Source organism: Candidatus Poriferisodalis sp. (genome assembly GCF_965204125.1).
GTDB lineage: Bacteria > Actinomycetota > Acidimicrobiia > Acidimicrobiales > Poriferisodalaceae > Poriferisodalis.
Genome location: NZ_OZ241968.1, coordinates 3,346,214 through 3,373,161, shown reverse-complemented (window position 1 = coordinate 3,373,161; position 26,948 = coordinate 3,346,214). Strand labels below are relative to the sequence as shown.

General features: G+C 65.7%; 25 protein-coding genes and 1 tRNA gene. 16 read left to right on the top strand and 10 right to left on the bottom strand.

Features of this window, described 5'->3' with window-relative positions:
* Positions 1-8 precede the first annotated feature (8 nt).
* From ACOGXD_RS15550 to ACOGXD_RS15540, 3 genes are all read left to right on the top strand, one after another.
* On the top strand, positions 9-1,187 hold the full coding sequence (locus ACOGXD_RS15550; RefSeq protein WP_419917421.1) for a phosphoglycerate kinase: 1,179 nt from the start codon (positions 9-11) through the stop codon (positions 1,185-1,187).
* Between the two features lie 19 nt (positions 1,188-1,206).
* Positions 1,207-1,980, top strand: a complete 774-nt coding sequence (tpiA, locus tag ACOGXD_RS15545; RefSeq protein ID WP_419915922.1) for a triose-phosphate isomerase — start codon at positions 1,207-1,209, stop codon at positions 1,978-1,980.
* Between the two features lie 261 nt (positions 1,981-2,241).
* Positions 2,242-3,150 carry a hypothetical protein gene (locus ACOGXD_RS15540; RefSeq protein ID WP_419915921.1) on the top strand — a complete coding sequence of 303 codons (909 nt, stop codon included), beginning with the start codon at positions 2,242-2,244 and terminating at the stop codon, positions 3,148-3,150.
* A gap of 111 nt (positions 3,151-3,261) precedes the next feature.
* Here the strand turns inward: ACOGXD_RS15540 and ACOGXD_RS15535 are convergent, their stop codons facing one another.
* Entirely contained in the window at positions 3,262-3,615 is a 354-nt protein-coding gene (locus tag ACOGXD_RS15535; protein WP_419915920.1) for a DUF5615 family PIN-like protein, read from the bottom strand.
* A gap of 10 nt (positions 3,616-3,625) precedes the next feature.
* A complete protein-coding gene (locus ACOGXD_RS15530) occupies positions 3,626-4,111 on the bottom strand; it encodes a hypothetical protein (protein WP_419915919.1) in 486 nt (161 codons plus the stop codon).
* 201 nt (positions 4,112-4,312) lie between these two features.
* On the opposite strand from ACOGXD_RS15530, the gene ACOGXD_RS15525 reads away from it, so the two are divergent.
* The 5 genes from ACOGXD_RS15525 (at position 4,313) to ACOGXD_RS15505 (ending at position 8,706) form a co-directional block, all read left to right on the top strand.
* Complete coding sequence (locus ACOGXD_RS15525) at positions 4,313-5,908, top strand: thioredoxin (RefSeq protein WP_419915918.1); 1,596 nt, start codon at positions 4,313-4,315, stop codon at positions 5,906-5,908.
* Positions 5,909-6,463: 555 nt separating this feature from the next.
* Positions 6,464-7,300 (top strand): hypothetical protein, encoded by an 837-nt coding sequence (locus ACOGXD_RS15520; RefSeq protein ID WP_419915917.1) that lies wholly within the window; start codon positions 6,464-6,466, stop codon positions 7,298-7,300.
* Positions 7,301-7,407: 107 nt separating this feature from the next.
* The gene (gene secG, locus ACOGXD_RS15515; RefSeq protein WP_419917420.1) at positions 7,408-7,635 is read left to right on the top strand and encodes a preprotein translocase subunit SecG; all 228 of its coding nucleotides are present in this window, start codon (positions 7,408-7,410) and stop codon (positions 7,633-7,635) included.
* Positions 7,636-7,701: 66 nt separating this feature from the next.
* Positions 7,702-8,541 (top strand): TIGR03560 family F420-dependent LLM class oxidoreductase, encoded by an 840-nt coding sequence (locus tag ACOGXD_RS15510; RefSeq protein WP_419915916.1) that lies wholly within the window; start codon positions 7,702-7,704, stop codon positions 8,539-8,541.
* An 81-nt stretch (positions 8,542-8,622) separates the two neighbouring features.
* A tRNA-Leu gene (locus ACOGXD_RS15505) sits at positions 8,623-8,706 on the top strand.
* Positions 8,707-8,724: 18 nt separating this feature from the next.
* Here the strand turns inward: ACOGXD_RS15505 and ACOGXD_RS15500 are convergent.
* A complete protein-coding gene (locus tag ACOGXD_RS15500) occupies positions 8,725-9,567 on the bottom strand; it encodes a phytanoyl-CoA dioxygenase family protein (RefSeq protein WP_419915915.1) in 843 nt (280 codons plus the stop codon).
* A gap of 183 nt (positions 9,568-9,750) precedes the next feature.
* On the opposite strand from ACOGXD_RS15500, the gene ACOGXD_RS15495 reads away from it, so the two are divergent.
* The 3 genes from ACOGXD_RS15495 to ACOGXD_RS15485 all read left to right on the top strand — a co-directional run bounded on the left by ACOGXD_RS15495 (position 9,751) and on the right by ACOGXD_RS15485 (position 13,137).
* On the top strand, positions 9,751-11,052 hold the full coding sequence (locus tag ACOGXD_RS15495; protein WP_419915914.1) for a Rieske 2Fe-2S domain-containing protein: 1,302 nt from the start codon (positions 9,751-9,753) through the stop codon (positions 11,050-11,052).
* Between the two features lie 3 nt (positions 11,053-11,055).
* Complete coding sequence (locus tag ACOGXD_RS15490; RefSeq protein ID WP_419915913.1) at positions 11,056-12,462, top strand: glutamine synthetase family protein; 1,407 nt, start codon at positions 11,056-11,058, stop codon at positions 12,460-12,462.
* Positions 12,463-12,804: 342 nt separating this feature from the next.
* Positions 12,805-13,137, top strand: coding sequence for a hypothetical protein (locus ACOGXD_RS15485; RefSeq protein WP_419915912.1), 333 nt, complete (start codon positions 12,805-12,807; stop codon positions 13,135-13,137).
* Positions 13,138-13,553: 416 nt separating this feature from the next.
* Here ACOGXD_RS15485 and ACOGXD_RS15480 read toward each other — a convergent pair whose 3' ends face one another.
* Positions 13,554-13,949 (bottom strand): hypothetical protein, encoded by a 396-nt coding sequence (locus ACOGXD_RS15480; RefSeq protein ID WP_419915911.1) that lies wholly within the window; start codon positions 13,947-13,949, stop codon positions 13,554-13,556.
* 244 nt (positions 13,950-14,193) lie between these two features.
* Between ACOGXD_RS15480 and ACOGXD_RS15475 the strand changes: the two genes are divergently transcribed.
* From ACOGXD_RS15475 to ACOGXD_RS15460, 4 genes are all read left to right on the top strand, one after another.
* The gene (locus ACOGXD_RS15475; protein WP_419915910.1) at positions 14,194-15,282 is read left to right on the top strand and encodes a hypothetical protein; all 1,089 of its coding nucleotides are present in this window, start codon (positions 14,194-14,196) and stop codon (positions 15,280-15,282) included.
* Entirely contained in the window at positions 15,282-16,274 is a 993-nt protein-coding gene (locus ACOGXD_RS15470; protein WP_419915909.1) for a hypothetical protein, read from the top strand. The genes ACOGXD_RS15475 and ACOGXD_RS15470 overlap by 1 nt, the downstream gene beginning before the upstream one ends.
* A 77-nt stretch (positions 16,275-16,351) precedes the next feature.
* Positions 16,352-17,269 carry a DNA cytosine methyltransferase gene (locus ACOGXD_RS15465; protein WP_419915908.1) on the top strand — a complete coding sequence of 306 codons (918 nt, stop codon included), beginning with the start codon at positions 16,352-16,354 and terminating at the stop codon, positions 17,267-17,269.
* A gap of 94 nt (positions 17,270-17,363) precedes the next feature.
* Complete coding sequence (locus tag ACOGXD_RS15460) at positions 17,364-18,413, top strand: hypothetical protein (RefSeq protein WP_419915907.1); 1,050 nt, start codon at positions 17,364-17,366, stop codon at positions 18,411-18,413.
* 107 nt (positions 18,414-18,520) lie between these two features.
* Here ACOGXD_RS15460 and ACOGXD_RS15455 read toward each other — a convergent pair whose 3' ends face one another.
* The 6 genes from ACOGXD_RS15455 to ACOGXD_RS15430 form a co-directional block, all read right to left on the bottom strand.
* Entirely contained in the window at positions 18,521-20,050 is a 1,530-nt protein-coding gene (locus ACOGXD_RS15455; RefSeq protein ID WP_419915906.1) for a DNA methyltransferase, read from the bottom strand.
* 142 nt (positions 20,051-20,192) lie between these two features.
* A complete protein-coding gene (locus ACOGXD_RS15450) occupies positions 20,193-22,556 on the bottom strand; it encodes a xanthine dehydrogenase family protein molybdopterin-binding subunit (RefSeq protein ID WP_419915905.1) in 2,364 nt (787 codons plus the stop codon).
* Entirely contained in the window at positions 22,553-23,041 is a 489-nt protein-coding gene (locus ACOGXD_RS15445; protein ID WP_419915904.1) for a (2Fe-2S)-binding protein, read from the bottom strand. Before ACOGXD_RS15445 ends, ACOGXD_RS15450 begins: the two co-directional genes overlap by 4 nt.
* Positions 23,038-23,895, bottom strand: coding sequence for an FAD binding domain-containing protein (locus tag ACOGXD_RS15440; protein ID WP_419915903.1), 858 nt, complete (start codon positions 23,893-23,895; stop codon positions 23,038-23,040). Before ACOGXD_RS15440 ends, ACOGXD_RS15445 begins: the two co-directional genes overlap by 4 nt.
* 6 nt (positions 23,896-23,901) lie before the next feature.
* Positions 23,902-24,927, bottom strand: coding sequence for a hypothetical protein (locus tag ACOGXD_RS15435; RefSeq protein ID WP_419915902.1), 1,026 nt, complete (start codon positions 24,925-24,927; stop codon positions 23,902-23,904).
* On the bottom strand, positions 24,924-26,057 hold the full coding sequence (locus ACOGXD_RS15430) for an aromatic ring-hydroxylating oxygenase subunit alpha (protein WP_419915901.1): 1,134 nt from the start codon (positions 26,055-26,057) through the stop codon (positions 24,924-24,926). Before ACOGXD_RS15430 ends, ACOGXD_RS15435 begins: the two co-directional genes overlap by 4 nt.
* Before the next feature lie 193 nt (positions 26,058-26,250).
* On the opposite strand from ACOGXD_RS15430, the gene ACOGXD_RS15425 reads away from it, so the two are divergent.
* Complete coding sequence (locus ACOGXD_RS15425; protein ID WP_419915900.1) at positions 26,251-26,937, top strand: O-methyltransferase; 687 nt, start codon at positions 26,251-26,253, stop codon at positions 26,935-26,937.
* Positions 26,938-26,948: the final 11 nt, after the last annotated feature.

Here is a 26,948-nt window from a genome sequence, read left to right as displayed (position 1 = left end):
TCAGCAGCCTGCCAGCGCTGGAGGATCTCGAACGGCAGCTCGGAGGCCTCGACGGCCGGCGCATCCTGGTTCGCTGCGACTTCAACGTGCCGCTGCGCGACGGCGGCGGTCGGCAGGAGATCGCCGACGACCTGCGCATCCGGGCGGCACTGCCGACCCTGCGCTGGCTGACTGAGCGCGGAGCTTCCGTCACCGCGTGCTCGCACCTGGGCCGGCCGTCAGGCGCACCAGATGAGCGCTGCTCGCTGGCCCCGGCGGCGGAACGTCTCGCGGAGCTGGCTCCCGGTGTCGCGCTGGCCGAGAATCTCCGCTTCAGTCCGGGAGAGACAGCCAACGACCCGGCCTTCGTGGAGGCGCTCGTCACCGGCCGCCTCCCTGTCCCGTTCGGCGGTGCGCCATCGGGCTCAGGTTCGGCTTCGGTCTCGGCTGCGTTCGATGGCTACGTGAACGACGCCTTCGGTGCGAGCCATCGGGCGCACGCCTCCATCGTGGGACCGCCACAGCACGTGCCCAGCGCGGCGGGCCGCTTGCTGGCACGCGAAGCCGAGGTGCTCGGCGGCCTGCGCACCGACGCCAGGCGGCCATTTGTGGCCGTGCTCGGCGGCGCGAAGGTGAGCGACAAGCTCGGCGTGGTCGAAGCGCTGCTGTCGGTCGTCGACACGCTGGTGATCGGCGGCGGCATGTGCTTCACGTTCCTTGCAGCGCTGGGTCACCCGATCGGCGACTCGCTGTGCGAGCCCGACTTCATCGAGACCTGCGAACGCCTGCTGGGGGGCGGCGCCAACATCGTGCTGCCCAACGACATCACCGCCCTCGATGCCGGCGGGACGGTGCGTCAGATGGGTCGCAGCCTGCCCGACGGCTGCCGCGGCCTCGACATCGGCCCCGGCTCGGCGGCCGAGTTCGATGATGTGATTGCAGGCGCCCGAACGGTGTTCTGGAACGGTCCGATGGGCCTGTTCGAGGACGAGCGCTTCGCCGCAGGGACCCGTGCGGTGGCCCAGTCGATGGCGGACTCCCGCGCGTTCACGGTGGTCGGCGGCGGCGACAGCGCCGCGGCCGTGGCCCAGTTCGGGCTGGCACCGTACATGGATCACATCTCGACAGGGGGAGGGGCCGGCCTCGAGCTCATCGAGCACGGCGATCTGCCCGGGCTTGCCGCCCTGCGAGACTCGCCGCAGCAGTGAGCCAGTCGGGAGAGCAACGATGAGCCGAACGCCACTGATCTCGGGCAACTGGAAGATGCACCTCAATCACCTGGAGGCCATCCAGCTCTGCCAGAAGCTCAGCTACGAGCTGGCCCGCCACCGCTACGACCAGGTGGAGGTGAGCCTGCACCCGCCATTTGTCGATCTGCGGAGCTGCCAGACCGTCATCGACGCCGACCGCTTGGAGTTCAAGCTCGGCGCCCAGAATTGCCACGATCAGGCTCAAGGCGCGTTCACCGGCGAGGTATCGCCGGCAATGCTGGCCAAGCTCGACGTGAGCTACGTCATCGTCGGTCACAGCGAGCGTCGAGCGCTGTTCGGCGAGACCGACGGGTTCATCGCCGCCAAGGCGGCGGCCGTGGCCAAAGCTGGCATGACGCCGATTGTCTGCGTCGGCGAAACGCTGACCGAACGCGAATCCGGACAGGCGGTCGACGTGGTCAGCACGCAGCTGCGAGGCAGTCTCGCCAAGCTCACCAAGGCCCATTTCGAAACCTTGGTGGTGGCCTATGAGCCCGTCTGGGCCATCGGCACGGGCCGCAATGCTTCGCCCGCAGACGCGCAGGAGATGTGTGCAACCGCGCGTGGCGTTGTCGACGACCTGCGCCGGGGAACCGGTGAGCACGTCCGCATCCAGTACGGCGGCTCAGTCAAGCCCGCCAATGCGCCCGAACTCCTAGCGCAGACTGACATCGACGGCGCCCTAGTAGGAGGCGCCTCCCTAGACCCCGTCCAGTTCGCCCGCATAGTCCACTCCGCGCTTCGACCCTGAACTGCCGATGGGTCAGGCCTAGGTAGCGGCAGTCGTCTGGGCCAGGGATGCTCTGGCGCTCGCGAGGCAGAGGCTGCGCGCTGGCCGCAGTGGTATCTGCCAAGGTATCTGCCAACTCGGGGCGACGCCCTCTCGTGCTGACGGCCCCGCGACTCCAAGGGAAGCGTGGTGCCTCGGCAGCCGGGAGTGAAGCCTTCCTCTGTGAGCGGGTTGGGGACCGCGTGTTCGACATCGCTCAGGAGCGACCCGGTGGTCAGGCACATGAGCAGGGTTACCGTGTTCATCGATATGCGATTGTTCCCGTCCCCATTGGCCCGTTCGTCCACCCAGTCGAGAATCGCCGATCATCGAGTCCGACGCGGGCGGTACGCGGCACTGGTAGCCGTCACGCTCATAGCACTCGTGATTGGTGTGCCGGCTTCCGGAGCGCAGCCGCGCACTGACGCATTCACATTGGGTTCGGAGCCGTGGACCGACTCCGATTGCGCCGGTGAGGTCGCAGTGGTCGCGGCATCGGACTCTCGCGCGCAGCCTGATCTGTACGGCGCAGTCACACTGGCGGCTGCGCTCGGCACCAATTGCGTGATCTTGGCAGGCCATCGCGACGAGTCGATGCCCGCAGCACAACGGGCGCGACTCACAGCATCGATCGGCACCGTGTACGTGGTCGGCGGCACCGCGGCGGTTCCCAACTCCAAGCTTGCAGGTCGAACCGCGGAACGCGTGAGCGGCACAGACCGCTGGCTGACGGCCGCCGCGATCGGAATGCGCGCCGCAGGCTTGCCGGAAACCGCCGAGCCGGCCGATGACAATCGTCCTGATTGGCCGCAACGCATCGAGTTGAGCGGCACTGGCGATGCAGTGAAGCACGTCACACTGCGACCAGGCCGCTGGCACATCAACGTCAGCCTCAAGGACAACCGCGACGACTATGGGGCTCTCGCCGCCACTATCGAGATTTCCGCACCCGACGGCGTGCCGTGTTGGCGTCCTTTCGTGGATCAGATCATCCCCGGCAGTGTAGCGACCGGCATCTATATGACGATCACCGCTGATGTCGATACCCACGAACGAGCTGTGTGCCGCGCAGGTCGGTTCGCCCTCATGATCGATACCGGCGGTCCGCTTCGCAACATAGGATCTTGGGCTGTCACGTTCACAGAACGGTGACGAAGAGGTTGCGGTTCGCTGAGTTCATTCCAGGCATCGTGACCTTCGCCGGAAGCGGTTTGTTGCTGACACCTGTCACGACCGCAGGGCTATCGCGGGCGCTGCATTTGGTCATGCCGACAGGTAGTGCGGGCCGGGCCATGGTGAGGGGACCTGTTGCGACCAGCGGTTGAGTGCGTCGGCCAAGTGATGAGGCAGCGCGCCATGTCGCCCGAATTCATCGCGATGGACGATGACAATCGGTACCGCAGGTCGCCCAGCTTCGAGGTCTGCTTTCGCGATCGGCACGAAGCCGCTGCGGTCCTCTGTTACCAGTATGCGATCCTCTGCGAGCGCCAGTTGGTACACGACCGAGTCTGGAGCCTGACGGAACCCCATGGTGGACACGCTGACTGCATCGTGACCGAGGCGACTCAATACCTCTGCAGCCGCGTGCGGAAGCATCTCGTCAAGAAGCCACCGCATGGTTGTCGGATCAGAGATTTGGGGCGGAGCGGTTGCCTCGCGACTTGGCTTGTGTGGATCTCGGTCTCTCTGACTGCGTTAGCGCAGCAGTCTGCTCGCGTTCGGCGATCATCTTTTCGATGAGTCCGACGGTGGCGGCGTCCTTGGCAATCATCTCATCGATCTCGTCTGGATACGACTCGTAGAACTGCACTGCACGCTCGACCTGCTGCGCATGCAGGTCCGATTCGATGCATACGGTCGCCACAGGATCGAACTCACTCGCCGGAACCGTTCGGAGCGCACGAATGACCTGCCAGACATCGGGGCCACCCGACAGGCACGCACGCCGGCCAGCAGTGCCGTCCATGTAGACGATGCCGGGATGTCGGCGCACCTTGAGGCCCTCGTCGAGCAACGACGCAGCCAGTGCAGCCGGTTCTTGGCCGCTGGATCGACCCTCGGCGCGCAGTCGCTTGGCCAGATCCTTGGAAATCGGCAGCGATCCAGCACTCATCACGACCCTAAGCGTAGGCGCAGGCCACGAGCACTATCCAGCGGTTATCGCGTGCGGGGCGTGCTGCCAGAGCGAGGTTGACGCTTTCCGCGCTTCGACCGGCTCGGGGACATCATGCGGGTGCAGCGTGAGCCGATGGAGTTGAGCCAGCGTCAGCTTGCTGGGAGGCCGCGGGTAGCGGCTCAGACCTAGAGTCTCAGCGTGCCTGCTGAAGAATCGTCCACCGCCGCCGAGATGCCGAGTCTGCGCGATGGCCTCGTGGCGTTTGTGAAACGCGATTGCCCCACCTGTCGCGACGTGGAGCCGGTGCTCGCCGAACTCGTCGACCACGCCGTGCGCAGCGGCACTCGCCTGACGGTGTTCACCCAGGACGATCCCGAGTTCATGGCTGGGCTCGGCGGGCAGTCTTCCGAGGTGGTGCACGACCACGACCTGTCTGTTTCCTGGCACCACGACATCGAGACTGTGCCGACGCTCATGGCCGTGACGGACGGTCGTGAGATGGCGCGCACCGTGGGCTGGGATCGCACGAGCTGGGAGGCGCTGAGCGGCGCTGACGATCTCGGCATCGAGCTGCCCAGCATGCGTCCGGGCTGCGGTTCGATGTCGGTGGACCCGTTGCTGGCAGATGAGCTGGCATTGCGTTTCGGCGCCACGTCGTTCGCGAGCCGCAAGGTGGAGCTGGCTTCGGCGGAGGACCCCGTCGAGGCGGCGTACGACCGCGGCTGGTCTGACGGGCTGCCGGTGGTGCCGCCAACCGAGGCACGGGTGGCTGCCATGCTGGCGGGAACGAGCCGAGCGCCCGACGAGATCGTTGCGGTGGTGCCGCCGACGCTGGCCGAATGCACGGTGGAGAAGGTGGCGGTCAACGCCGTCATGGCGGGCTGCAAGCCCGAGTACCTGCCCGTGGTGCTGGCCGCGGTCGAAGCTGCCTGTACCGACACGTTCAACATGCACGGCCTGCTGTGCACGCTGTGGTTCTCAGGGCCGATCGTGATCGTGAACGGCCCGATCCGGCATCGCATCGGCATGAACACCGACAAGAACGCCCTCGGCCAGGGCAATCGCGCCAACTCCACTATCGGGCGGGCCCTGCAGCTCGTGATTCGCAACGTCGGCGGCGGCAAGCCCGGCATCGGCGGCATCGACCGCTCGGCGCTCGGGTCGCCATCGAAAGTCGGCTGGTGCTTCGCCGAAGACGAGGAGGGGCTGCCCGACGGCTGGCCGCCGCTGTCGGTGACCCGCGGGTTCGAGCCCGGGCAGGACACGGTGACGCTGTTCGCCGGGCATGGTCCGGTCGGTTGCATCGACCAGGTGTCGCGCACGCCCGGCTCGCTGATCCGCACGCTCGCCCAGCAGCTCCTGTGCGTGGGCAACCGGAAGCTGCCGGCCGAGGCGATGGTGGTGATGACGCCCGAGCACATGTCGACGTTCGCCGATTCGGGCTGGACCAAGGAGCGCTTCTACGACGAGCTGGATCCGCTGCTGCAGATGGATCTCGACTTCGCCTCGTGTGGTGCCGGGGGCATCGAGGAGGGGCTGCCTGCGTCGTTCGTGCAGCACCTGAGGGGCACTGCTAACGCCGACGGCGATGGTGACAGCGGCGTCCCGGAGGACGGCGGGCACGTGTTCGGTTCGTCGGAGGGCACTGCCAGCGGGGGCTTGCGCAAGTTGCCGCCGTGGTCGCCCATGGTGGTGCGCGCCGGCGGGGGAGCGGGCGGCTTCAGCGCCATCATCGAGGGGTGGGTGCCCGGCGCCAAGGGCAGCATCCCGATCACCCACCCGATCACTCCGTAGCGACCCGCCCGAGCGGTCAACGCCCTCGGTGCTGGCTCAAGTGGCGCTTTCAGCCAGCCGACGTCGCATGCCTAGTCACGATTCGGACTCAGACCAGCAAATGTCGACTCGCGCTCGGCGAGCCACCAACCCGTGACGAACCTGCGACCAAGCCTCGTCGTCGCGCCCCCAAGTCCGTCGGAGAATAACAACTATCCTTCAAACTGAGCATCGCTCGTGGGTATACCGCTCCCGAGCGACGGGAGGTGCAGATGGCCGGGAGATGCAGCGTGGCGCCAAGTGCCTCCGGAGTCGGTTGTGGCTGAGCGGCGATCTCCGGTCGTGCCTGCAGGTGCTGCGCCGGCCAAGCGACAAGTCAGCACCCCGAAGCTGCTCGTGTGGCTGGCAGGTGCAGTGGTTTTGGCTATTGCCGTATTCGTCGGTATTCGCCTCGTCGGCGGAGGCGGTGGAGAATCACAGCCCGCCGCTACGCCGGCGACGCTTCCGCCCGATCCAGAGCCGCCAGCGACGACCACAACCACAACTCCGCCTACCACCACGACGGCACCTGCTGTCGTGGGCACCGTCGACGACTCGGAATCACCCGTAGGCGAGACGGAGCTCCTAGAGTCGGCGGAGCAGGGGGACGACGACCCGGAGAGCGCGACGGACGGCACGACGGCCGAGACCGGCGCTGTGCCGCCTGCGGCCGACGCTGAAGTCGTGGAGATCCGTGATGCGGGCGATTTCGGCACCGTGATGACGCTGCAGTGCATCAACTACTTCGTATCGCTCGAATGGCAGGTCGATCCCCCCTATGACCTGCCGCCTGATGCCGAAACGACGATCGGGAGAGTGCGGTCGCCGGCACCCTTGGGCAGCGCAGGCCGCTTGCGTCTCGATATCGACACGTTCGTTCCTGCAGATCCCGAGTCCGAGCCCGAGGCGACTGAGGAAGCGTTGCCGGATGATGCGAACGGGGATGGCGGGACGGACGATCCGGACACGCCCGAACAAGAATCGCCCGAGGAGACAGACGCCGAGCCCGGTCCCGAAGCAGCCGCCGAAGAGCCAACACTGGCGCGTGAGACCGTGCTAGTGCTGGAGGCCACAGACATCAGCGGGCGCGGACACAACCGCGAGGGCACAGGCGAAGCCATCGGGATTCTGCGGCACCGCTGCCCGACGCCGACGACTGCGGAATACGCCGAGTGGGCGCTGACGGTGGAGGCGCACGCGGAGGTGGCATGGGTGCTGTCCTTTGCGCCCGCACTCGATTACGACGACGCCGATATCGAGGACTTCATCGACGAAACCGCCCAAGAGATCGTCGATGAGATCGTCGATGAGATCTTCGAGGGGGACGAAGACGGCGCCGGCGACGACGAAGGTGCGGGCAGCACCGACCAGTGACGTGGGCGGGCCATGTCAGGGTGCCCTTCGTCGACGGACCATGCGAACGCCGCGTACGCCGGCCTGCATCGTCGTGACAGCTGTCGGCGGTAGCCTCAACAGCCGTGATGACGTGGTTTGTCGGTGCGATTCACCTGCTGTCGGCCTTCGGGCTGATCGGCTTGGTGCTGCTGCACAGCGGCCGTGGCGGCGGCGTGTCCGACATGTTCGGCGGCACCGTGGGCTCTACCGCAGCGGGCTCGACGGTTGCCGAGAAGAACCTCAGCCGCATCACGGTGGTAGTGGCCGTCTCCTTCGGCTTCACCACGCTGATACTCGGCCTCTTGCTCGCCTGACGGCACGGGCCTACTGCTCGCCTAGCGGCGACGTATCGTTCGGCTGGCCTGCGACAAGGAGCCCACATGGGACGTCACGCAATCAAGACACCGCCGCACCACGCCACGTGGCCCGAGTATCTGGCCATCTGGCAGGCCGCCGATGAGATCGAGGTGTTCGAGTCGGCGTGGAACTGGGACCACTTCTATCCACTGGCGCCTCCCTATGACGGTCCCAACTTGGAGGGCTGGACGATGCTGGCGGGCTTGGCGCAGGCCACTACCCGGATCCGCCTCGGAGCGATGGTCAACGGCATGCACCACCGTCATCCAGCGGTCACGGCGAACATGGCGGCCACGCTCGACCACATCTCGAACGGCCGCTTCGAGCTGGGGATGGGCGCCGGCTGGAACTTCATGGAGAGCGATGCGTACGGCATCGAGCTCGGGCCGCTGCGCGACCGGTCGGATCGGCTCGAGGAGGGCATGGAGGTGATCGTCAAGCTGCTGACCGAGACGACGACCACCCACAAGGGCCGGTTCTTCGAGCTCACCGATGCCTGGTGCGAGCCCAAGCCGATCCAGGAGCGCATCCCGATCGTGATCGGCGGGCAGGGTCGGGTGCGGACGCTGCGAACGGCGGCCAAGTACGCCGACCAGTGGGACATGACGTTCCCTCCCGATGTCGCTGCGTGGCGGGAGCTCGACGACGTCTTGCGGGTGCACTGCGAGCGCGTCGGGCGTGACGAGGCCGAGATAGACCGGTCGATCCACCTCGGTTTTGAGGCCGGTGGTGATGTCGACAAGGCGGTCGCGGGCGCGCAGGATTTCTTCGACGCTGGGGTTGACATCGTGGTGTGGTCGTGGCGAGGCGAGTTGGATCCGGTGCGCCTCGACGCCCTGGCAACGGCGATCAGCGAGGCCTGATCCCCGCCGAAAATCTGACCCTGCAGCGCTATGCTGATGCGCCCCGAAATGGCTGCCCACCGGCCGGTTTTGGGGCGTTCAGTCGGAGTGGCGGAATTGGCAGACGCGCTAGATTAAGGATCTAGTGCCCGAAAGGGTGTGGGGGTTCAAGTCCCCCCTCCGACACGAACCATCAGCGCGTAGCTACAGCGTCGGGGCCCGTTCGGGCGGACGCTCGGCCCCTTGGTAGAGGAGTTCGCGCAGTGCCACGCCGGCTCGCTGGTGGAACTCCACGGCGACCGGATCGAAGTCTCTCTGTGGTCGCGGGGTCAGCTCGAAGTTGCCGTAGTCGTCAGTGCCGCGGACGAGGGTGGCGAAGTCCCAGTCGACGAGGCGCTGCTTGGTCCGGGTGGGCATGTACTGCAGCGACACGCCGATGCGACGGTCGTCGGTGGTGTTCGGCCCCGATCCGTGGGCGAGCCGCACGTTGTGCATGGACATCTGGCCGGGCTCGAGTGCCATCGAGGCGACCTCTCGCCCGGAGACGTCGATCTTGAGTTCCTGGCCCCGCGTCAGCATGTTGTCCGCGTGGTAGGTCTCGTCGTGGCCGAGCAGTTCTCGGTGGCTTCCGGGGAGAACCGACATCGCACCGGCTGCCTCGGAAGCGGGTGAGAGTGCGATCCACGCGCTGACGAGTTCGTCGTTGTCGAGTCCCCAGTACTCGAGGTCCTGGTGCCAGCCGACGTAGCTGGGCGAATCCGCCTCCTTGATCCAGAAGATCGAGTTCCAGCACAGGATGTCCGGGCCGATCAGGTCCTCGACCGCGTCGAGCAGGGTCTCGTGGCGCATGAGTTCATCGAGCCAGGTCCACAGCAGATGGCCGCCCGCACGCTGAGCGCCGCCAAGTGGGCCGCCGCTGCGGGCCTCGTAGGCCTCGAGCTTCGCCCGCGCCTCGGCGGCCTCGCTCGCGGTCAGAAGATCGACCGGCGAGACGTAGCCCCGGTCGCGGTAGTGGCCGATCTGGGCGTCGGTCAGGTGCTTCGGCATCGCATCCCCCACTTCGGCCTGCCACGGCTGATCGCTCTGGTTCGTCTCCGAAACTACCGCTCGTCACGACCGGCAGGACGTGCTGTCCCGCGCTGCTGGGCGTACTCGCGCCTGGACGTACCTCTTAGCATCGCCTGATAGACGACGGTGAGTCCTCGTATTGCGCGACTGGGGGAGGCTCGCATGGTGAGTGCCGATGAGAACCGGCTCTTGACCGAGAGCGGTCCGGGCACTCCGGGCGGCGACGTGCTTCGCCGGTATTGGCAGCCGGCGGCCCTCACGGAAGAACTCGACAGCGATCGGCCGGTGGTCCCGGTTCGCTTGCTGGGAGAGGACCTCGTGCTGTTTCGTGACGACCAAGGCCGGCTCGGCATGATCGGGCGCCGGTGCCCCCACCGCGGAGTCGATCTGTCGTATGGCCGGGTGGAAGACGGCGGTCTGCGCTGCCCGTTCCATGGGTGGCTCTTCGATGTGACCGGTGCGTGTCTCGAGACCCCCGCAGAGCCGCCGACATCGACGTTCCACACGAGGGTGTGCCAGGTCCACTACCCGGTGGCCGAGCGCAACGGCATCGTGTGGGCCTTCCTGGGCGACGGCGATCCGCCCGAGCTTCCCGGGTTGGACTGCTTCGTGGCGCCGGGCCCGCAGGTGTTCGCCTTCAAGGGCATGTGGGGGTGCAACTGGCTGCAGGCCCACGAGGTCGGCATAGACCCGGCGCATGCCGCGTTCTTGCATCGCTTCCTCGGCGCAACCGACGGCACCTATGGGCTGCAGTTCCGCGACACCATCGCGGACACCGACGTGACCGTCGCCGAGCTGATGCGGGAAGCCGCTGCGCCCGACATCACGATCGAACCCACCCCGTTCGGCTTCCGGTCCCGGACGCTGCGCCGGTACCGGGATGAGTTCACCCATGTCCGAGTCTCGAACTGCATCTTCCCCAACGCCATCACGATCGCGATGAGCCGGGAGATGAGCATCTTCCAATGGCATGTCCCCATCGATGATCAGCGCTGCTACTGGTACTCGATGTTCGTCAGCTACGGCGAACCGGTCGATGCCGAGGTCATGCGCGAGCAGCGCGTCAACCAGGTCACCCTGCCGGAGTACCGCCCGATCGCCGACCGGTCGAACAGATGGGGGTTCGATCCGGTCGAGCAGCGCGAGCGGACCTACACCGGCATGGGCGCCGACATCAATGTTCACGATCAGTGGGCGGTCGAGTCGCCCGGTCCCATCTTCGACCGCACCGCCGAACACCTCAGCCCGACCGATGCCGGCATCCGCACCCATCGCCGCATGTTCCTGGCCGCCCTCCGCCAGCCCGACGCGGACACGCTCATCGGTACGGCTGATCCCGGCGGGCTCCGTGGCCCCGGCGCCATCGACGGTGTCACCACCGGCGACGACTTCGATGCTGCGTGGCGCAATCTCGAGACCCAACGACGCGAAGCCTCAGGGTGGGCTCCCGCGCTGGCGGACTGACCATTGAGCGACACACCCAAGCTGGAGGACCGCTGGGACGCCGAGTGGGCCGACGCTGCGGCGGCGGTCGAGGACCAGGTGCGCGACAAGCGGCTGCGCAGCGTTCGGGTCTCGTTCGCCGATCAGCACGGGTTGCTGCACGGCAAGGTGCTCGATGCGGCACAGATCCCGCAGGCGCTGCGGAGCGGTGTCTCGTTCCCGGGTTCGTTGCTCACCAAGGACACCGGCCAGGACTACGCGTTCAGCCTCTGGGAGCCCGACGGCGGCCCGACGCTCGCCTCGGTCATGGGGGCGCGCGACGTGCGCATGATCCCCGACCCCACCACGTTTCGCGTACTGCCGTGGCTGGACGGGACCGGGTGGCTGCTCAGTGACCTGTACAGCGTCGAGGGCGCTCCGATCGAGCTGTCGACGCGCCGAATCTGTGCCAGGGCGCACCAGAAGCTGACGGACCAAGGGCTACGGCTTCGGGCGGGTCTCGAGATCGAGTTTCACCTCTACCGCGTCGACGAATCCTCGGGTGACCATCAACGCGTCCACCCGGGATGGGATCTGCTGGCTGAGGACTACTCCGACCGGATCGAACCGCTGCTCGAGCCAATCCAACGCCACCTCACGGCGCTCGGCCTGCCGCCGAGGACCATCGAGGCCGAGCACGGACCGAGTCAGGTCGAGCTCACCTTCGCTCCCGCCGACGGCATCGAGCTGGCAGATCAAGCAGTCCTGATCCGCGCCGCGGTGAAGCAGATAGCGAGACGGCACGGCCTGCATGCGACGTTCATGTCCCGGCCATCAGGCGACGACACCTTCACAACCGGCTGGCACATCCATCAGTCGATCGTCAGCGTCGACGACGGCAGCAACCTGTTCGCCCCGACGATCCCCGGTGAAACGCTCTCGGAGCTGGCAATGCACTATCTCGGTGGGCTCCTCGCCCACGCCCCCGAGTCGTGCCTGCTCACCACGCCGACCGTCACCGGCTACAAGCGCTACCGGCCTTACAGCATCGCTCCCGATCGGATTGTGTGGAGCCGCCAACACCGTGGCGCCATGCTGCGCGTCATCGACGAGCCGCCGGGGCCTGCAACCAGGATCGAGAACCGCGCCGGAGACCCCGCCGCGAACCCGTACCTCTACCTCGCATCCCAGATCCTCTCGGGGCTCGACGGCATCGATTCGAGAATCGAGGCGCCACCTCCCAGCGAGACGCCGTATGAGGCCGAGGCCGGGCCCCTCCTGCCCCGCACGCTCGGCGATGCCATCGACGCGTTCGACCGCAGCGGCTTCTACCGCGGCACGCTCGGCGACGAGATCGTCGACTACTTCGTCACCCTCAAGCGGTCCGAGTGGGCGCGGTTCGAGGCAGCCGTGACCGACTGGGAACAGCGCGAGTACTACGACACCTTCTAGCCGCAGCGAGACTGCACTTTGGCGGCGAAAGCTGATCTTCCTCAGCCTGCTGCGGCACGGCCTCGAATTGAGCTGGCGCGCACCAACGAAGCACGCTTTGTACGTGAATGGCCGCGCGGTCGAAGCCAGGCCAACTGGACCGACTGCCGGGTCCCCGTCACCGCTGCACCGACCCCGGTTGGTTACTCGTTCACGTGGCACCGCTACAGTGCCGATTCGTGAACGCGGCGACACCACTCACTGCCGTCGCCGATGGGTAGCGCGTCGGTGCGGGCCAACTCGTCGATCAGTCCTCCGCTCCCGGTCAAGGGAATTCGTTGGGCTGAGGAAGAACGAGTCCTGGTGCTCGACCTCTACCTTCGCGCAGGTTCTCTCAGCAAGTCGGATCCGCGCGTCGAAGAGCTGTGCCGCATCCTCGACGCCCTACCAATCCACCCGACTCGTTCGGTCTCGGACCGCATTCGGAGCGCGGACACCGTTGTGCTCAAACTCAAGAACTTCGCTTGGCTCGACCCCGACGAAAACGGTGGCCTGCAGAATGCCGCAAAGGGCGACATAGATGTGTGGAACCGGTACGCATCAGATCGGGACGCGCTAGACACAGCCGTCGCTGCGATCAAGAAGGACGGCCGACTGCCGGCACGGCTGCCTGGTGAATCTCGCGGCTCAGATTGAGGCTGCGAGTCCCGATCCCGCTGATCAATTGTCGTTCGGCAGCCCTCGGCAGCCTTCTGGTACAGGCGTCGATGAGGGGTCGCTCGCTACGTCGACCCGGTCGGTGCCTCACGCCTGCGCGTTCCCTCAGGGGAGATCTGCCCGGCTGGCGCCGACATTCCTGGAGGACGCCGCGCAGCGCGTCCTTGGGTGGAAATTGGCGCAGACTTAGCCGCGGGTGTCTGGCTGAATCGTCCCAGGCTTGGTCGAGGCCTCTGGGGTGCCGAAGTTTCGATGAGGCGGACTACTGACTGCCGGTTTGTGTTGATATCAGGTCTCGACCTCAATCGGTGCCAGCAGGCCGAGGGGAGCATGGTTTCGCTGCCGGTTGCGCCAGGTTTTGTCGCCCTTGCAGATCGCGTTGGCTAGGTCGACGATCACAGATCGCCTTCCAGCAGTTGATCGATGCCTGTCGTCAGGTTCGAGGCCATGGCTCTCATCATCTCCTGGTCTGCCCGCAGCACAACCTCTGCCTCTACGCCGTCAGCCGTGATTCCCAGCACTGCTGCAACGACAAACGCGAGGCGACGGGAACCAGCAACTCCAAGAGGATGGACCTCGACGGTGTCGCCGTCGGCTGACGACGGCCGCACGGCTACAGCGACTGCGGCCTGTTCGGTGCCGGGCCGCTCGACGAACACTCCCCATGCCGACCGGTACTCCAGTTCTGGATCTGGCCCGCCGGGGACGCCTAGCGCCATGAGTTCCTTGAGCTGCGTCAGAGATATCGGAGTACTGCGCAGTCGCAGTAGCTCGGTCTCGGAGCCACTCACGTCACAATCCTATTGTCGGCTGTTGTCCCCCGGCCGCTTCAGTCGGACGCTCGGTCGAGACCTCGTGCATCACTGTTGGCCTGTGCAAGGCGAAGTCGCGGCGACTCGCGCAGTTCGCATCGCCGGACGCGCCCGGCCACTCGCAATGTGCATTCCAAGCCGGCGCGCCGGGACGGCCTTCGCTGACGCGGGGTTACGCTTGGGCGCCCGCCGTGAGGGTTTGAGGGATCGAGGAGGGACGCCGATGCCAGAGGAGGAGTTCGATAGCGTCCCCTTGGAGTGCCTCTCGCTGGATCCGCTCAACCCGCGCTTGCCCAACGATCGCGATTGGACAGAGGCCTCCGAAGACGATCTGCTCCGCTGGTTTGAGCGCCACTACAACCTCTTGGAGCTCGCACGTTCGATAGCAGACAAGGGCTTTCGGCCTCGTCACGCTGAAGCTCTGTTGGTGTTCGAGGATCCTCCCGACTCCCAGTCGTTCGTGACTATCGAGGGAAACCGGCGACTCGCGACCTTGAAGCTCCTGCTGAGCGAGGATCGCCGGAAGACTGCACGTGTCCGAAGCGCTGAATGGGAGGAACTGGCGGCGAGCGACAAGCTGGAGGGCCTTCGGGAGGGGGTTCCGGTCGTCAAGTATCCAGGCAGGAGCGCGCTCGACGACTATCTCGGATTTCGGCACATCACTGGGCCGACGCCTTGGCGACCAGAGGCGAAGGCGCGCTTTGTCACCAAGCTTCTCAGCGACGGCGAGACAATCGACGAAGTCGTTAAACGCATCGGCAGCAACCATCGAACCGTCCGACGGCTAGTCGATGCACATGCCGTCTACGTCCAAGCGCAGAATGCGGGATTCGCCTTGGAAGGCGTCGAGGCGGCGTTTGGCGTCTTCTACAACGCGCTTGACCGTCCGGGCATCCGAGGCTTCTTGGAGCTAGATCCGCAGAGCGCGATCATCGGCCTCGTGGTCGATCCTGTGCCCGTCGGCGCGATGGACAACTTGCGAGAGTTGATCGGATTCCTCTACGGCGACGACGACGGCCTCGAAAAGGTCATCATCGAGTCGCGCGAACTGAAGAAGCTCGAAGAGGTGCTGGCCGATCCCCGGGCTCTGTCAAACCTTCGAAGTCATCGCGATCTCGATGGCGCATGGCACGTCAGTGGCGGCGGTCGCCAGGAATTGATCACTTTGCTCGATGATGCACACAGGGCTCTGGCACGGGTAAACGGTCAGGCGTTGGAGTATTCCGACGACGAGGATCTCCAAGAGGAAGTGAGGCGTGTAAGGGATCTTGTCCTGGACATGGCTGGGCGCTATCGAGTCCAGGACTCCTGATGTTCGTGGTTCCCCAATCCGCGCTCGAACGCGCGCATGACGTGATCCGTCTGGCCGACTGGGTGGAGCTGAACCTCGTCATGGACGAGGAAGCGGGAATGTCGATCGCGCAGGTCACTGGCTGCCTCGCAGAGATGCCTCCGGATGACGCACGCGACAGTGAGTTTCGCTACTCCTACGAATCAGAGGACGACCCGAGTGGTGAGCTACGTCCGGGATTCTGGGAGATGGCGGAGGAACGGGCCGAGAGCAGTTTCACGGAGCTGACGGAGCGCGCGGCTTGGCTAGGCGACAGCTATCCGATGGAGATAGACGCCGAGACGGTGCAGCTGTCAGAGGACCCGCCGGGAAGCGATGTGTATCGCTTCCTCATGCTGCTGCGCGCACGGCAGCTCTACCCGGATGCCATCGAGGACGATGCCAATGTCTCGGGGCGTCTCTTTGAGTCCTTGGTGAAGCACGCTCTCGGTGCGTATGCGAATACCGTTGATCGAGTGCGCTTCGGCGTCGCAGGGGGTTATCGAGGGAGTGGCCTTCCCGATCCGCTTCCGGATGCCGTTGAGGCATTGCGCCGCATGATGCACGAAGAACCTGGCAGCGTGCCGTCGGGTGCGGAAGGGGACTACAAGGCCGACGCCATCGCGTGGAAGCCATTCGGCGATAGACGACCCGGACAACTCGTCGTGATTGGACAGGCAACGATCTCGGAGGGCGATTGGACCAGAGAGAAGGTGGCGAGGCGATGGACTGACAGGCAGCCCCCTGACTCCCGGCTCATCAACTTCCTCGCACGACCAGTCACTGTCGTCGCATTTCCGGAGACGCTGTCGCTCACGCCAAGCGAGGTATTGAATGGCCTCGTGTATTCGAGCATTCCGATCGATCGGTTGCGCCTCGCCAGCCTGCTCCGCGACAGCGACCTCCCAACCGACTTGCGCGATGAGATGAACTCGTGTGCGAGTGATCTCGGAAGCAGGCTGCCGCAGCAATGAGGCCACCTGCGGACAGTTCCAATTGGGTACGAGATCTGAACTCGGAGCTCCAGCCCAGAGAGCACCTAGGCCTGCAGGTGCTTGATCTGTATTGCGGAGCAGGTGGGCTGTCACTGGGGTTCTGGGCCAGCGGATTTGATGTCGTCGGCATTGACGAGAACCTTGATTCCGTCCGCACGTTCGAGCTCAACCTAGGAGAAGCTCGCCGTGAGACGCTCGATGAGGAGTCGACTCTTCCCGCAGCCGACGTCGTAATCGCAGGTCCTCCGTGTCAACCATGGAGCCGAGCTGGGAAGCGCCTCGGCGCAACGGACAAGCGCGATGGCCTGAGAGTTGTGTCGCGGGCAGTCGACTGCTTGCGCCCCTCGGCGGCAGTCATTGAGAACGTCCCAGACCTAGCCCGAAAGGGCCGACGAGGCCATCTTGACGACTTCAAGAGTGAACTAACGGAGATCGGCTACAACGTCCAAGAGCACGTCCTGAATGCGGCTGACTTCGGCGTGCCCCAGAATCGGCGCAGGGTCTTTGTCGTCGCAACCACTGGCGATCTTCGCGCCGATCTGTTAGCTGAAACGAAAGAGACTGTCACTGTGCTTGACGCCATTCCGGAGTCATGCAAGCAACACGCACCGGGTGCTCGCCTGCTCTCGGACGGGATGAGCGCATACATCGAGCGTTACGAGAAGGCCTCGAAATGTCGCACCCCTCGAGACCTGCACCTAGACCGGCCGGCGCGCACCCTCACAGTTCGCAATCTGAGCGGTGCGACAGGTGACATGATTCGGCTCAAGCTCCCGGATGGGGATCGCAGGATGCTGACTGCTCGGGAAGCTGCACGCATCCAGTCGTTTCCGGATTGGTTTCGTTTCGTAGGCTCCGATCGAAGCCAGCTTGCCCAGATTGGCAATGCGGTGCCCCCTCTTCTCGCTCTCGCGGTCGCCCAGTCGATTCGGGCGTGTGTTGTGGGATCAGAGCTGCAGGCCGTCAGCAGCTGAACAACAGGCCTCTTTCGTTGCTCGATTTGCCGAGTGTCCAGTCATGACAGCAGGGCGTAGCGCCGACCTGTTCAGGGCGGTCGTAGCAGACACTTTGCTGCATCCGTCGTTTCAGAGGTTGGCGGCAAGTCCCGAGTACTCCGGCGCGCGGACCTTGATGCAACGGACCTACGACCAGTGGGCGAGCGCCGATGCTCACTTCGTGCGCGAGCTTCAGACGAAGGGGTTCGATGCCCGAGTCTTTGAGCTCTACCTCGCGGCCGCGCTGCGGAGCATCGGACTCACGATCGGGCGCGAGGGGAACCGCCCGGACTTCCGCTGCAGTGATTCCGGACACGAGTTCTACGTTGAGGCCGCCACGGCCCACTTGCCCGACAATCCTGCCCCGCCCGCCACCGTCGAGGACTACTTCGCGCAGTTCGGGCTGCAAACGGAGAATGAGGACGAGGTCGCGGTCAGATTCGGCTCTGTGCTGCGGAGCAAGGCTGGCAGGCGATATGAGGAGTTGCCCCACGTCGCTGGCAAGCCGATCGTGCTGGCGGTTCAGGCATTCTTCGGGCCCGGTGCGCTGCTCCACAGTGAGCGCCCGCTCCTTCGTTATCTCTACGACTTGGCTCTCACGGAAGTCGACGACGATGGTGTCGTCACGCCGACCCATGCGGCCGTCGGATGCCACGTCGGAGACACCAAGACGATCCCGTCTGGCTGGTTCGACGGCGAAGAATCTTCCTACATCTCTGCGGTGTTGTGGTCCAACACGGGAACGGCGGCCAAATTCAATCGCATGGCCGCCGGTCTCGGCCTCGGCACACCGGGCTGGGAGATCCACCGCTTCGGCGTCGAACTCGATCCTCGTCCCGGAATGACCGAACCTGCGCGATTCGTCGAGAGAGTGGGGCCCGGTCGCCCAGAGCCTTGGGAGGAAGGCCTGGTCCTCATTCACAACCCAAGTGCGAAGTTCCCGCTTCCGGAGTCTGGACTCGCTGGGGTGACCCAGATACGCCGGGTCGGAAGCGATTTGTCGATCAACTCCGTAGGCCGCAGAATCTATAGCCAGATGTCATTCTTCCACCCAGTTTCCGACAGGGCCAAAATGCTCAAGCGGATCCATGACATCCTGAGTTCCGGCCACGTTCCCAGCTGAGCGCTGGAGCTGTGCCCAATGCAAGACCCACGCATGCTTCGGTCCGTCAAGGCTTGACTGCGACCCTCGGAAGCGGGAGAGTCTGTCAGCGTCGCACTAGCCGCTTGTCACGCTTCAACTTGGTCATGGCTTGCACCTAGCTCGCTGTATTCGACCTCGGTTCGGGTGCCTGTTGGCAGTCCCCAAGAGGCACGCAGTTCAGTCATGGTGAGCCGGTTGCCCTTCCTGCCGTTGCACGCGGCGCAGAGCAGTTGCAGGTTCGCGTCGATGTCCGGCCCACCCTTCGACCGTGGTGTGATGTGATCGAGGTGGAAGTCGTCGTAGTACTTCGCTCGGTCGCAGCCCGCACAAGGTCGTCTTTCGCCTTCACCAAGTGCCTGCCACAGCACGTCGCGGATGTTGGGCGACCTACGAGGCGCATCGTCGTCAGTGCGCTTCGGCGGGTTGGCGGGAAGTGTGACGGTCTGAGTTGACAGATCGAGAAACGCCGAGCCGTCAGCGTGTGCCTGCAACCGCTTCAGTGTGATGCCGGTAGCCACCTCGTCGATGTCCGCTCCTGCCCATTGTCTGCCCAGCCGTTCGGCGGCGACCATCGTTGTCGCGCACCCTGCGAACGGGTCGAACACCAGATCGCCCTCATTCGTTGACGCGGCGATGAAGTGCTCGTAGAGGGCGAGCGGTTTCTGTGTTGGCCAATCCGTCTTTTCGTTGCCCGCCACGGGCGGGATATGGGCGATGACGTCGCTTGCAGGGTTGCCGTGCTTGTTCGACAGGAAGCTCTTGTAGTTGGGAACCCTGGTCTTGCTCCAGTAGATCAGGTCGGCGGCATCGAGTGCAGCGCACTTGTCCAGCACTCCGAGAGTCTCGTAGTCGCCGGGCAGCCGCTCGCCTGCCTCGGTGGGGAACCGTTCGCGTCGTGGCGGCGCCCACGCTCGTCCCTTTGACGGCAGCACCCCATTGAACGGCTTGTAGGCGTCCGGCCCGCCTGCTTTGCCGCCGGTCAGAGGTTGCAGCCGGTAGCGGCCCAAGCCGTCGTTGTCGTCGTAGCGGTAGTTCTTGGCGACGTACTCGGGATCGTGGGGCCGGTACTGCTGATTCCACGTCCACTCAGCTGACTTGACGTAGTACAGGATTCGGTCGCTGTCGCGCGCATAGCGGCGCGTGCCGAGCGACTTCGTGCTCGTGCGCTTCCACACGATCTCGTTCATGTATCGAGCACCGAAGATCGCATCAAGCAGCTGCTTGAGGTAATGGCTGGCGTGCGGGTCGCAGTGCAGGTACAGCGCTCCGGTCGGCTTGAGAATGCGGTGAATCTCGATGAGACGCGGCGCCATGAACGACAAGAACGCTTGCATCGAGTCGCCTGCCGTCAACCCAGCGCCGACGATAGTGTGGAACAGGTCTGGGTTGGCAGCCTCCTGCAACTCAGCCCATTCCGCTTTCACGCTGTCCAACGTCCAAGTGTCATCAAACTGCGCTCCCGCTGCGTCCGATCCCAACGGCGCGTTGTAGAGCCGCTTGCTGTTGAACGGTGGATCGGTCGCTATCAGATCGACACATTCGCTGTTGATGCCTCGCAGTACCCGCAGGTTGTCGTCAATCCACAGCGTGCGGTTCGCGAAGTTCGGTTCCCCCATTGGCACACCCTAAACGGCTGAGTTGATCGCCCGACTTCTTCAGCCCCACAGGGGTTGCGTTGCGTCTGACTTTGCGCGGCAGGTCTTGCGCCTTCGGCAGCATCGGTCAGGTTTGACTGTCTCAGATGAGGAGGCTGCGCGGTCAGCCGCCGGCTTCTCGGATGAGGCGTGACAGCAGCGCGGGTCGGAGCGGCTTGGTGTTGACGTTGACGTCGAGGTCGAGCAGGGCGTCGGCGACAGCGTTGACGAGCGCGGGCACGGCGCCGATCAGGCCGCCTTCGCCTACGCCCTTGAATCCGCCGACGGTGTCAATCGACGGCGACTCGATGTGCGCGATCTGGAAGTTGGGAACGTCCACCGAGCTGGGAAGGAGATAGTCGATCAGCGTCGCCGTGCGCACCTGACCGTCCTCGTCGTAGACGAACTCCTCCATGAGCGCCTCGCCGATGCCTTGGGCCACACCGCCCATCACCTGACCGTCGACGATCATCGGATTGATGACGCGACCGCAGTCGTGCACGACGGTGTATCCCTCGATGTCGACGGTGCCGTCTGCCGCATCGACGGCCACTTGCGCGATGTGGGTGGCGTTGGCCATGGTGACCAGGGGCGGGTCGTAGAAGTCGGTCTCCTCGATGCCGAAGCTCTCGCCTTCGGGAAGGTCGCTGGTGTTCATGGCGTACGCCGTCTCGGCGACCTCTTGGAACGAGAGGGCTCGGCTCGGCACGCCGGCGACGTGCATCTGGCCGTCGGACACCACGATGTCTTCTGGCGTCGACTCGAGCATGAACGCGGCGATCCGCGCCAGCTTCAGCCTGGCCTTCTCCGAGGCGCGTATCAGCGCTCCGCCGCCCGTGACTGCGCTGCGGCTGGCGAAGGTGTTCGTGCCGTAGGGCCCGGCGGCGGTGTCACCCTCGACCACCGTCACATCTTCAAGTCGGGCCCCGAGCGCGTCGGCGACAACCTGAGCGAATGTCGTGAAGTGGCCTTGCCCCGAGTGGGCGTGGCTGACGAAGGCCGTCACCTTGCCGGTGGGCTCCACCTTCACCGTGCCGCTGTCGAACCCCGGCAGGCGAGTCAGCCCGCGGGCACGCCAGCCCGGGGCTCCCGTGCCGCTCACCTCGGTGAAGCTGCAGATGCCGATGCCGCGGTACTTGCCGTCGACGAGCCGGCCCTGCGCCTGGCTGGCACGGAACTCGTCGTAGTTCGCCATCTCCATCGCCATCTCGAGCGACTCGACGAAGCTGCCGGTGTCGTAGCGGACGCCGACGATGTTGGTCCACGGCAGCTCTGCTGTAGGCACCATGTTCCGCAGCCGGACCTCGGCTGGGTCGAGCTCGAGCCGGCGGGCAATCCGGTCCATGATGCCCTCGATCGCCATGAAGCAGACCGGTTGGGCCACGCCCCGGTACGCCAGCACCGGCGCGGTGTGGGTAGCGACGGCGGTGGCTGTGTACTCGTATTCGGTGATGCGGTACGGCCCGACGATCATGCGGGCGCCGCCGGTGGTCTCCAGCGTGCAGCCGAACGGCAGCGCTGAGTAGGCGCCGCCATTGGTGCGAATCTCGGCCCTCAGCGCGAGCACGATGCCGTCGTCGTCGATCGCGGCCTCCACCCGGTAGTGGTTGTCGCGGGCATGCACGTCGGTGAGCAGGGCGCCGTACCGGTCCTGGATCCACTTCACGGGCCGGCGCAGATGCAGCGCGAGCGCGGCGCAGACGAACTCTTCGGGGTACAGGGCGGCCTTGATGCCGAAACCGCCGCCGACATCGGGCACCACGACCCGCAGGGTCGACTCTGCAACGTCGAGGAACTCGGCCAGGGCCGTCCGCAGCAGGTGGTGTATTTGGGTGGAGGAGTAGAAGACCAGGTTGTTCGGCTGCTCGGGCACGGCGAGGCACCCGCGGGGCTCGATCGGAACAGCGGTCACGCGGTTCGAGTGGAAGTCCTCTGCGATCACGTGGGCAGCCGCATCGAAGCCGGCGGCCACATTGTCGGTGGCGAACCGGCCCTCGAAATAGACGTTGCCCGGCACGGTCGGGTTGACCTGCGGGGCGGCGGGATCGGTGGCTTCGTGAATGTCGGTGACGGCGGGCAGCGGCTCGTAGTCGACGTCGACCAGCTCCATGCCGTCTTCGGCGAGGTACGGGCTCTCGGCCACCACCACGGCCACCGCCTCGCCGGCAAACCGCACCTCGTCGACTGCGAGCACGTCGCGGGTGTTGAAGCTGTAGCCGGGCAGCTCGATCTGGGCAGCGATCGGCTTCACCATGGCCGCGAGATCCGCTCCGGTGAGCACGTCGACTACGCCGTCGAGCGCCATTGCTTCGCTCGTGTCGATCGAGGTGATCCGAGCGTGGGCGTAGGGGCTGAGCACGAAGGCGAGGTGCAGGGTGTTGAGCGGCGTGGGCAGATCGTCGACGAAGCGGCCCTGGCCTCGCAGGAGGTAGTCGTCTTCCCGGCGCAGGACGCTCTGCCCGACAGCGCCGTTGTGTTCGCTGCTCATGCCCCGTTCCCCCGGCGCAGCTCCACCGCGGCCTCGGCCACCGCATCCACGATGTTGGCGTAGCCGGTGCAGCGGCAGACGTTGTTCATCAGTGCCTCCCGGATGGCGGCTTCGTCGGGGTCGGCGGTGCGCTCTAGCAGCTCGACCGTCGTGAGGAGAAATCCCGGCGTGCAGAAACCGCACTGCAGCGCATGCTTCTGGTGGAACATCTCCTGGATCGGATGGAGCTGATGGAGGTCTGCCAGATCTTCGACGGTGCGGATGTCGGACCCGTCGACCGCCACGGCGAAGTGCAGGCAGCTGCGAGCAGTGCGGCCGTCGAGCAGCACCGTGCACGCGCCGCACACCCCTTGCTCGCAGCCGATGTGGGCGCCCGTCAGGCCGAGATCGTGTCGCAGGAAGTCGATGAGCAGCCTCCGGGGCTCCAGCCGCGCTTCCCGGCGTCGCCCGTTGACGGTGACGGTCACTTGGACTTCATCGCTCATGGTGCCTCGCTTTCCAGCAGGCCGCGTTCGAGCAGCACGCCGACCAGGTGTCGCCGGTAGTCAGCGTCGGCGTGGATGTCGCCGGTCGGGTCGACTGCGTTGCGGGCAGCCTCGACGGCAGCCGCGATTGCCGCTGGACCGAGATCGGAGCCGACCAGCGCATTCTCGGCGTCGACCAAGCGCTGGGCCACCGACCCCACGCCGAACGCCGCGATGCGTGCCATCGTGCAGACGCCGTCCGCGCTGGCCCACCGCAGCGCCACACCGCCCACCGGGAATGCGTGGCCCCCGTTCGAGACCTCGTGCAGAGCGCTTCGCTCACTTGGGTCCTGGCGCCTGAACGCGGCAGCCGAGACGACCTCGCCCGGCTCGATGCAGGTGGTCATCTCGGTGACGAAGAAGTCGTGGGCCGGCACCCGACGTTCGCCGGCGGCACTCGTGAGCACCAGCTCGGCCTCCAACGCAAGCGCAACGGCCGGCAGCTCGGCCAGCGGGTCGCAGTGGGCCAGGCTGCCGCAGACGGTGCCACGGTTGCGCGTGGCGGGCAGCCCGACGTGGGGGAGCGCTGTGGCCAGCAGCGGGCACTCGGCCTGCACCAGCGGGCTGGTCTCGGCATCGATCTGGCGCACGAGCGCACCCACGACGAGGCGATCATCCGCAAGCCGGATGTAGTCGAGCTCGTGACAGCGGTTGATCGACACGAGCACCTCGGGCCGGGCCAGCCGGAGGTTCATGAGCGGAACCAGGCTCTGGCCGCCGGCCAGTACCCGGGCGTCGTCGCCGTGCTCGGCGAGCGCGCTCACCACCTCGTCGAGCGATTCGGGGGCGACAAATGAGAACGGGGCGGGTTTCATGGCGGCTCAGACAACCGGCTGCAGTTCGGCCGCGAGCGCCACCAGCGACTCAGGGCCCACGATGGCGCCGTCTTCGACGACACGTTGGCCGTCGATGTCGATCGTGTGCATGAACAACACAGCGTCAGGGTGGTTCTCACCACCGCCGGGATCCCACCACGGCATGCCCATGCCGATGGCGTTGTTGCCCTGGGTACGGGTGTCCTCGATGAACGAATCGCCGGTGACTCGGGCCGTGGGATGGATGCCGTGGGTGAAGTGGATGACGTATCCGTAGTTGCCGTCGGAGCCCGCTCGCCGCAGCGCCCGGTCGGCGACAGTGTGCTCGTTGCCGCCGCCAGAGATGGCCCGGATGCGGCCGTCGACCTCGAGCGACATGGGTGCAGGCAGCCGGGTGTAGTACTCGTGGAAGATGGCGCCGATCTCGATGCGCCCCTTCACCGATTCGACCTCGGGAAACAGCGTGCATTGCCCGGGCACCAGCACCGTTCCTGGCTTGTCGGCCCGTCTCGGCTTGGAGAACCCACGCGGCCCGAGCGTGAAGCTCACGTCGGTGCCGCCGCTGTCGGTGATGCGCACGGTCTTGCCCTCGGCGTCGTTCACCAGCGCATCGAAGGCATGGTGCACCGCGAAGTAGCGGTCGAGATCGACCCGCCCGAACAGCCTCAGCAGGCCGCCGGCGTTGAGGTCGGCGCCCAGCAGGTAGCGGATGTGCCCACCCTCCATCGCCCGGTCGTGCAGCTCCGAGCCGGCGAGGTAGGGGAAGGTGAGGTCGATCCACACATCGGCGGCCAGCGCTGCAGCCGAGACTGCCGGCGTGAGGTACGGGTCGGCGAGGCGGCCCTGATACGGCAGCGGCGGGATCAGCATCACCGATGAATTGGCGTCGGCGAGCAGCGATGCTCGGTGGATCGCTTGCCACACCTCGGGGTCGCTGTCGGTGTCGGCGGTGATCACGACGGTCTCGCCGGGTTCCAACGCCATGTAGTCGCGCATCAGCACGTCGGCTGCGCCCGCAACCGTCGCGGTCATGGGGTCGCCCCGTCGACAATGCGGTCCAGGTAGCCGTTGAGGTAGTTGTGAATGCCCTTCTCCAGGGTGCTCATGCGCCCGGGCCGGTAGGTGGGCGAGCTCATCGCCTGCTGCATCGACTCGATCATCAGCCGATCCTCTTCGAGCACCAGGATCTGGTAGTCGTGGTAGATCTTCAGCGTCTCGTCGAAGTCGGGCCGGTCGAAGAACTCCTCGGGGAACAGGTGGTAGATGATCACCCGGGTGTGGCCCTCGTCGATCGGCCACGCGATCATCGGGCGGATGCAGTCGATGCGGCCGAAGAACGTCAGGTTGGGCGCCCTGAACGCAGTGCAGGCAAAGCTGTGCGGGCGGTCCTCTAGCCACGGCATCTTGCCCAGCAGCGGCTCGGCCCCGGGGGTGGGTGGGCCGGCGTTGTAGAAGATCGAGAGACCGCCGTCGGGCTTGATGTTGACGTGGTCGGGCTCGAAGCTGAAGTTGGCGCCGAAGCTTCCCGCGTGCAGCACACCGACGTGGTAGAAGTCCATCAGGTTCTCGTGCACGAACTTCCAGTTGCACGCCAGGTCGATGTCGATCTTGTTGCCCAGGCGGCACTTCTCCCACCCGAGGAATGAGAACTCCTCGTCGAGCACGGCCATCGCGTCGGCCAGCGGCCGGGCGTCGGGGTCGAAGTTGATGAACATGTTGCCCCGCCACACATCGAGCCGCAGCGGTGTCAGAGCGCAGTCGGCGACGTCGAAGTCCTTGGAGTCGGCCATGTAGGCAGCTCCCTTCAACTGGCCGTCGAGACCGTAAACCCAGCCGTGGTAGGGGCAGCTGAAGGCCTTGAGATTGCCCGATCCGTAGGCAACCTCGACGCCCCGGTGGACGCACATGTTGTAGTTGGCGTGCAGTTCGCCGTCCCGATCGCGCGACAGCAGCACGGGCTCGCCGACCAGGCGCAGCGCCATGAAGTCGCCCGGATCGGCCAGCTCCTCGACCCGTCCCACATACAGCCACTCGCGCTTGAAGTACTCGTCCACCTCGCGACGGAAGATCTCCGGGCTGGCATAGATCGCACCCGGCGCATGGCTGGCCTCGTCGAGCGCCGCCCTGGTTCCCCGCGGATCCAACTCGGACGAATCCGACATCGCGTCCCCCTTTCCCCCGGTAACGCAGTGCGAGATTCACTCCGCTCTCCGCTATATAAGCAGGGCATGACCTCGACCGCCGACGAGCGAACGACCGAGACCGGATGGATGGCGACTGCGAGGCGAGACGTGTCGGTCAGCTCCGTCGCCACGCGTCCAGCCGAGGACACACGGCGATCGGGAGAGGAACCGCATGACGTCACCGCTGCATGATCCTGTGCTGGAGGGGCTGCTCGACCGGCTGCATGCCCAGAGCGACGAGCAAGTTGCCGAGACGTCGGCGTTCACTGCGGAGCAACGGCGTGTGAGCGGCCAGGACCGGAGCCAGCGTGGCTTCGACGACAACATGCGTCGTTTCTATAGCGACAAGCTCGTCGCGCTCGATCGTGACAAGGCGACGTTCTGCTACCAGGTCGGCCGTGCGCTCGGCGCTCGCCGTGTTGTCGAAGCGGGCACGTCGCACGGCGTGTCCACCCTCTACCTAGCTGCCGCTGTGCGGGACAACGGACATGACGACGGCGTGGTGATCGCCACCGAGTACGAGCCGGCCAAGGCTGCCATTGCCCGGGCCAACTTCGATGAGGCGGGTCTCGCGCCGTGGATCGAGCTTCGCGAGGGCGATCTGCGTGAAACGCTGGTCGACTGCGGGGGACCGGTCGACTTCCTGCTCGTCGACATCTGGCACGTCGCGCTCGACGCGCTGGAGCTGGTCGCCCCAGCCCTGCGTCCCGGCGCCGTCGTCGTCACCGACAACACCATTGCGTCCGCTCAGGGCTACGAGCCCTACTTCGAGTTCCTCAATGACCCCGCCAACAAGCTCCGCACGATGACCTTGCCCTTCACGGGAGGCCTCGAATTCACCATCCGCGTCGGCGACTAGGAGTGACCGCC

Coding starts and splice junctions, on each gene's coding strand:
- tpiA (WP_419915922.1), top strand. CDS start 1,207: ATGAGCCGAACGCCACTGATCTCGGGCAACTGGAAGATGCACCTCAAT.
- ACOGXD_RS15540 (WP_419915921.1), top strand. CDS start 2,242: ATGAGCAGGGTTACCGTGTTCATCGATATGCGATTGTTCCCGTCCCCA.
- ACOGXD_RS15535 (WP_419915920.1), bottom strand. CDS start 3,615: ATGCGGTGGCTTCTTGACGAGATGCTTCCGCACGCGGCTGCAGAGGTA.
- ACOGXD_RS15530 (WP_419915919.1), bottom strand. CDS start 4,111: ATGAGTGCTGGATCGCTGCCGATTTCCAAGGATCTGGCCAAGCGACTG.
- secG (WP_419917420.1), top strand. CDS start 7,408: ATGACGTGGTTTGTCGGTGCGATTCACCTGCTGTCGGCCTTCGGGCTG.
- ACOGXD_RS15510 (WP_419915916.1), top strand. CDS start 7,702: ATGGGACGTCACGCAATCAAGACACCGCCGCACCACGCCACGTGGCCC.
- ACOGXD_RS15500 (WP_419915915.1), bottom strand. CDS start 9,567: ATGCCGAAGCACCTGACCGACGCCCAGATCGGCCACTACCGCGACCGG.
- ACOGXD_RS15495 (WP_419915914.1), top strand. CDS start 9,751: ATGGTGAGTGCCGATGAGAACCGGCTCTTGACCGAGAGCGGTCCGGGC.
- ACOGXD_RS15475 (WP_419915910.1), top strand. CDS start 14,194: ATGCCAGAGGAGGAGTTCGATAGCGTCCCCTTGGAGTGCCTCTCGCTG.
- ACOGXD_RS15470 (WP_419915909.1), top strand. CDS start 15,282: ATGTTCGTGGTTCCCCAATCCGCGCTCGAACGCGCGCATGACGTGATC.
- ACOGXD_RS15455 (WP_419915906.1), bottom strand. CDS start 20,050: ATGGGGGAACCGAACTTCGCGAACCGCACGCTGTGGATTGACGACAAC.
- ACOGXD_RS15450 (WP_419915905.1), bottom strand. CDS start 22,556: ATGAGCAGCGAACACAACGGCGCTGTCGGGCAGAGCGTCCTGCGCCGG.
- ACOGXD_RS15445 (WP_419915904.1), bottom strand. CDS start 23,041: ATGAGCGATGAAGTCCAAGTGACCGTCACCGTCAACGGGCGACGCCGG.
- ACOGXD_RS15440 (WP_419915903.1), bottom strand. CDS start 23,895: ATGAAACCCGCCCCGTTCTCATTTGTCGCCCCCGAATCGCTCGACGAG.
- ACOGXD_RS15435 (WP_419915902.1), bottom strand. CDS start 24,927: ATGACCGCGACGGTTGCGGGCGCAGCCGACGTGCTGATGCGCGACTAC.
- ACOGXD_RS15430 (WP_419915901.1), bottom strand. CDS start 26,057: ATGTCGGATTCGTCCGAGTTGGATCCGCGGGGAACCAGGGCGGCGCTC.
- ACOGXD_RS15425 (WP_419915900.1), top strand. CDS start 26,251: ATGACGTCACCGCTGCATGATCCTGTGCTGGAGGGGCTGCTCGACCGG.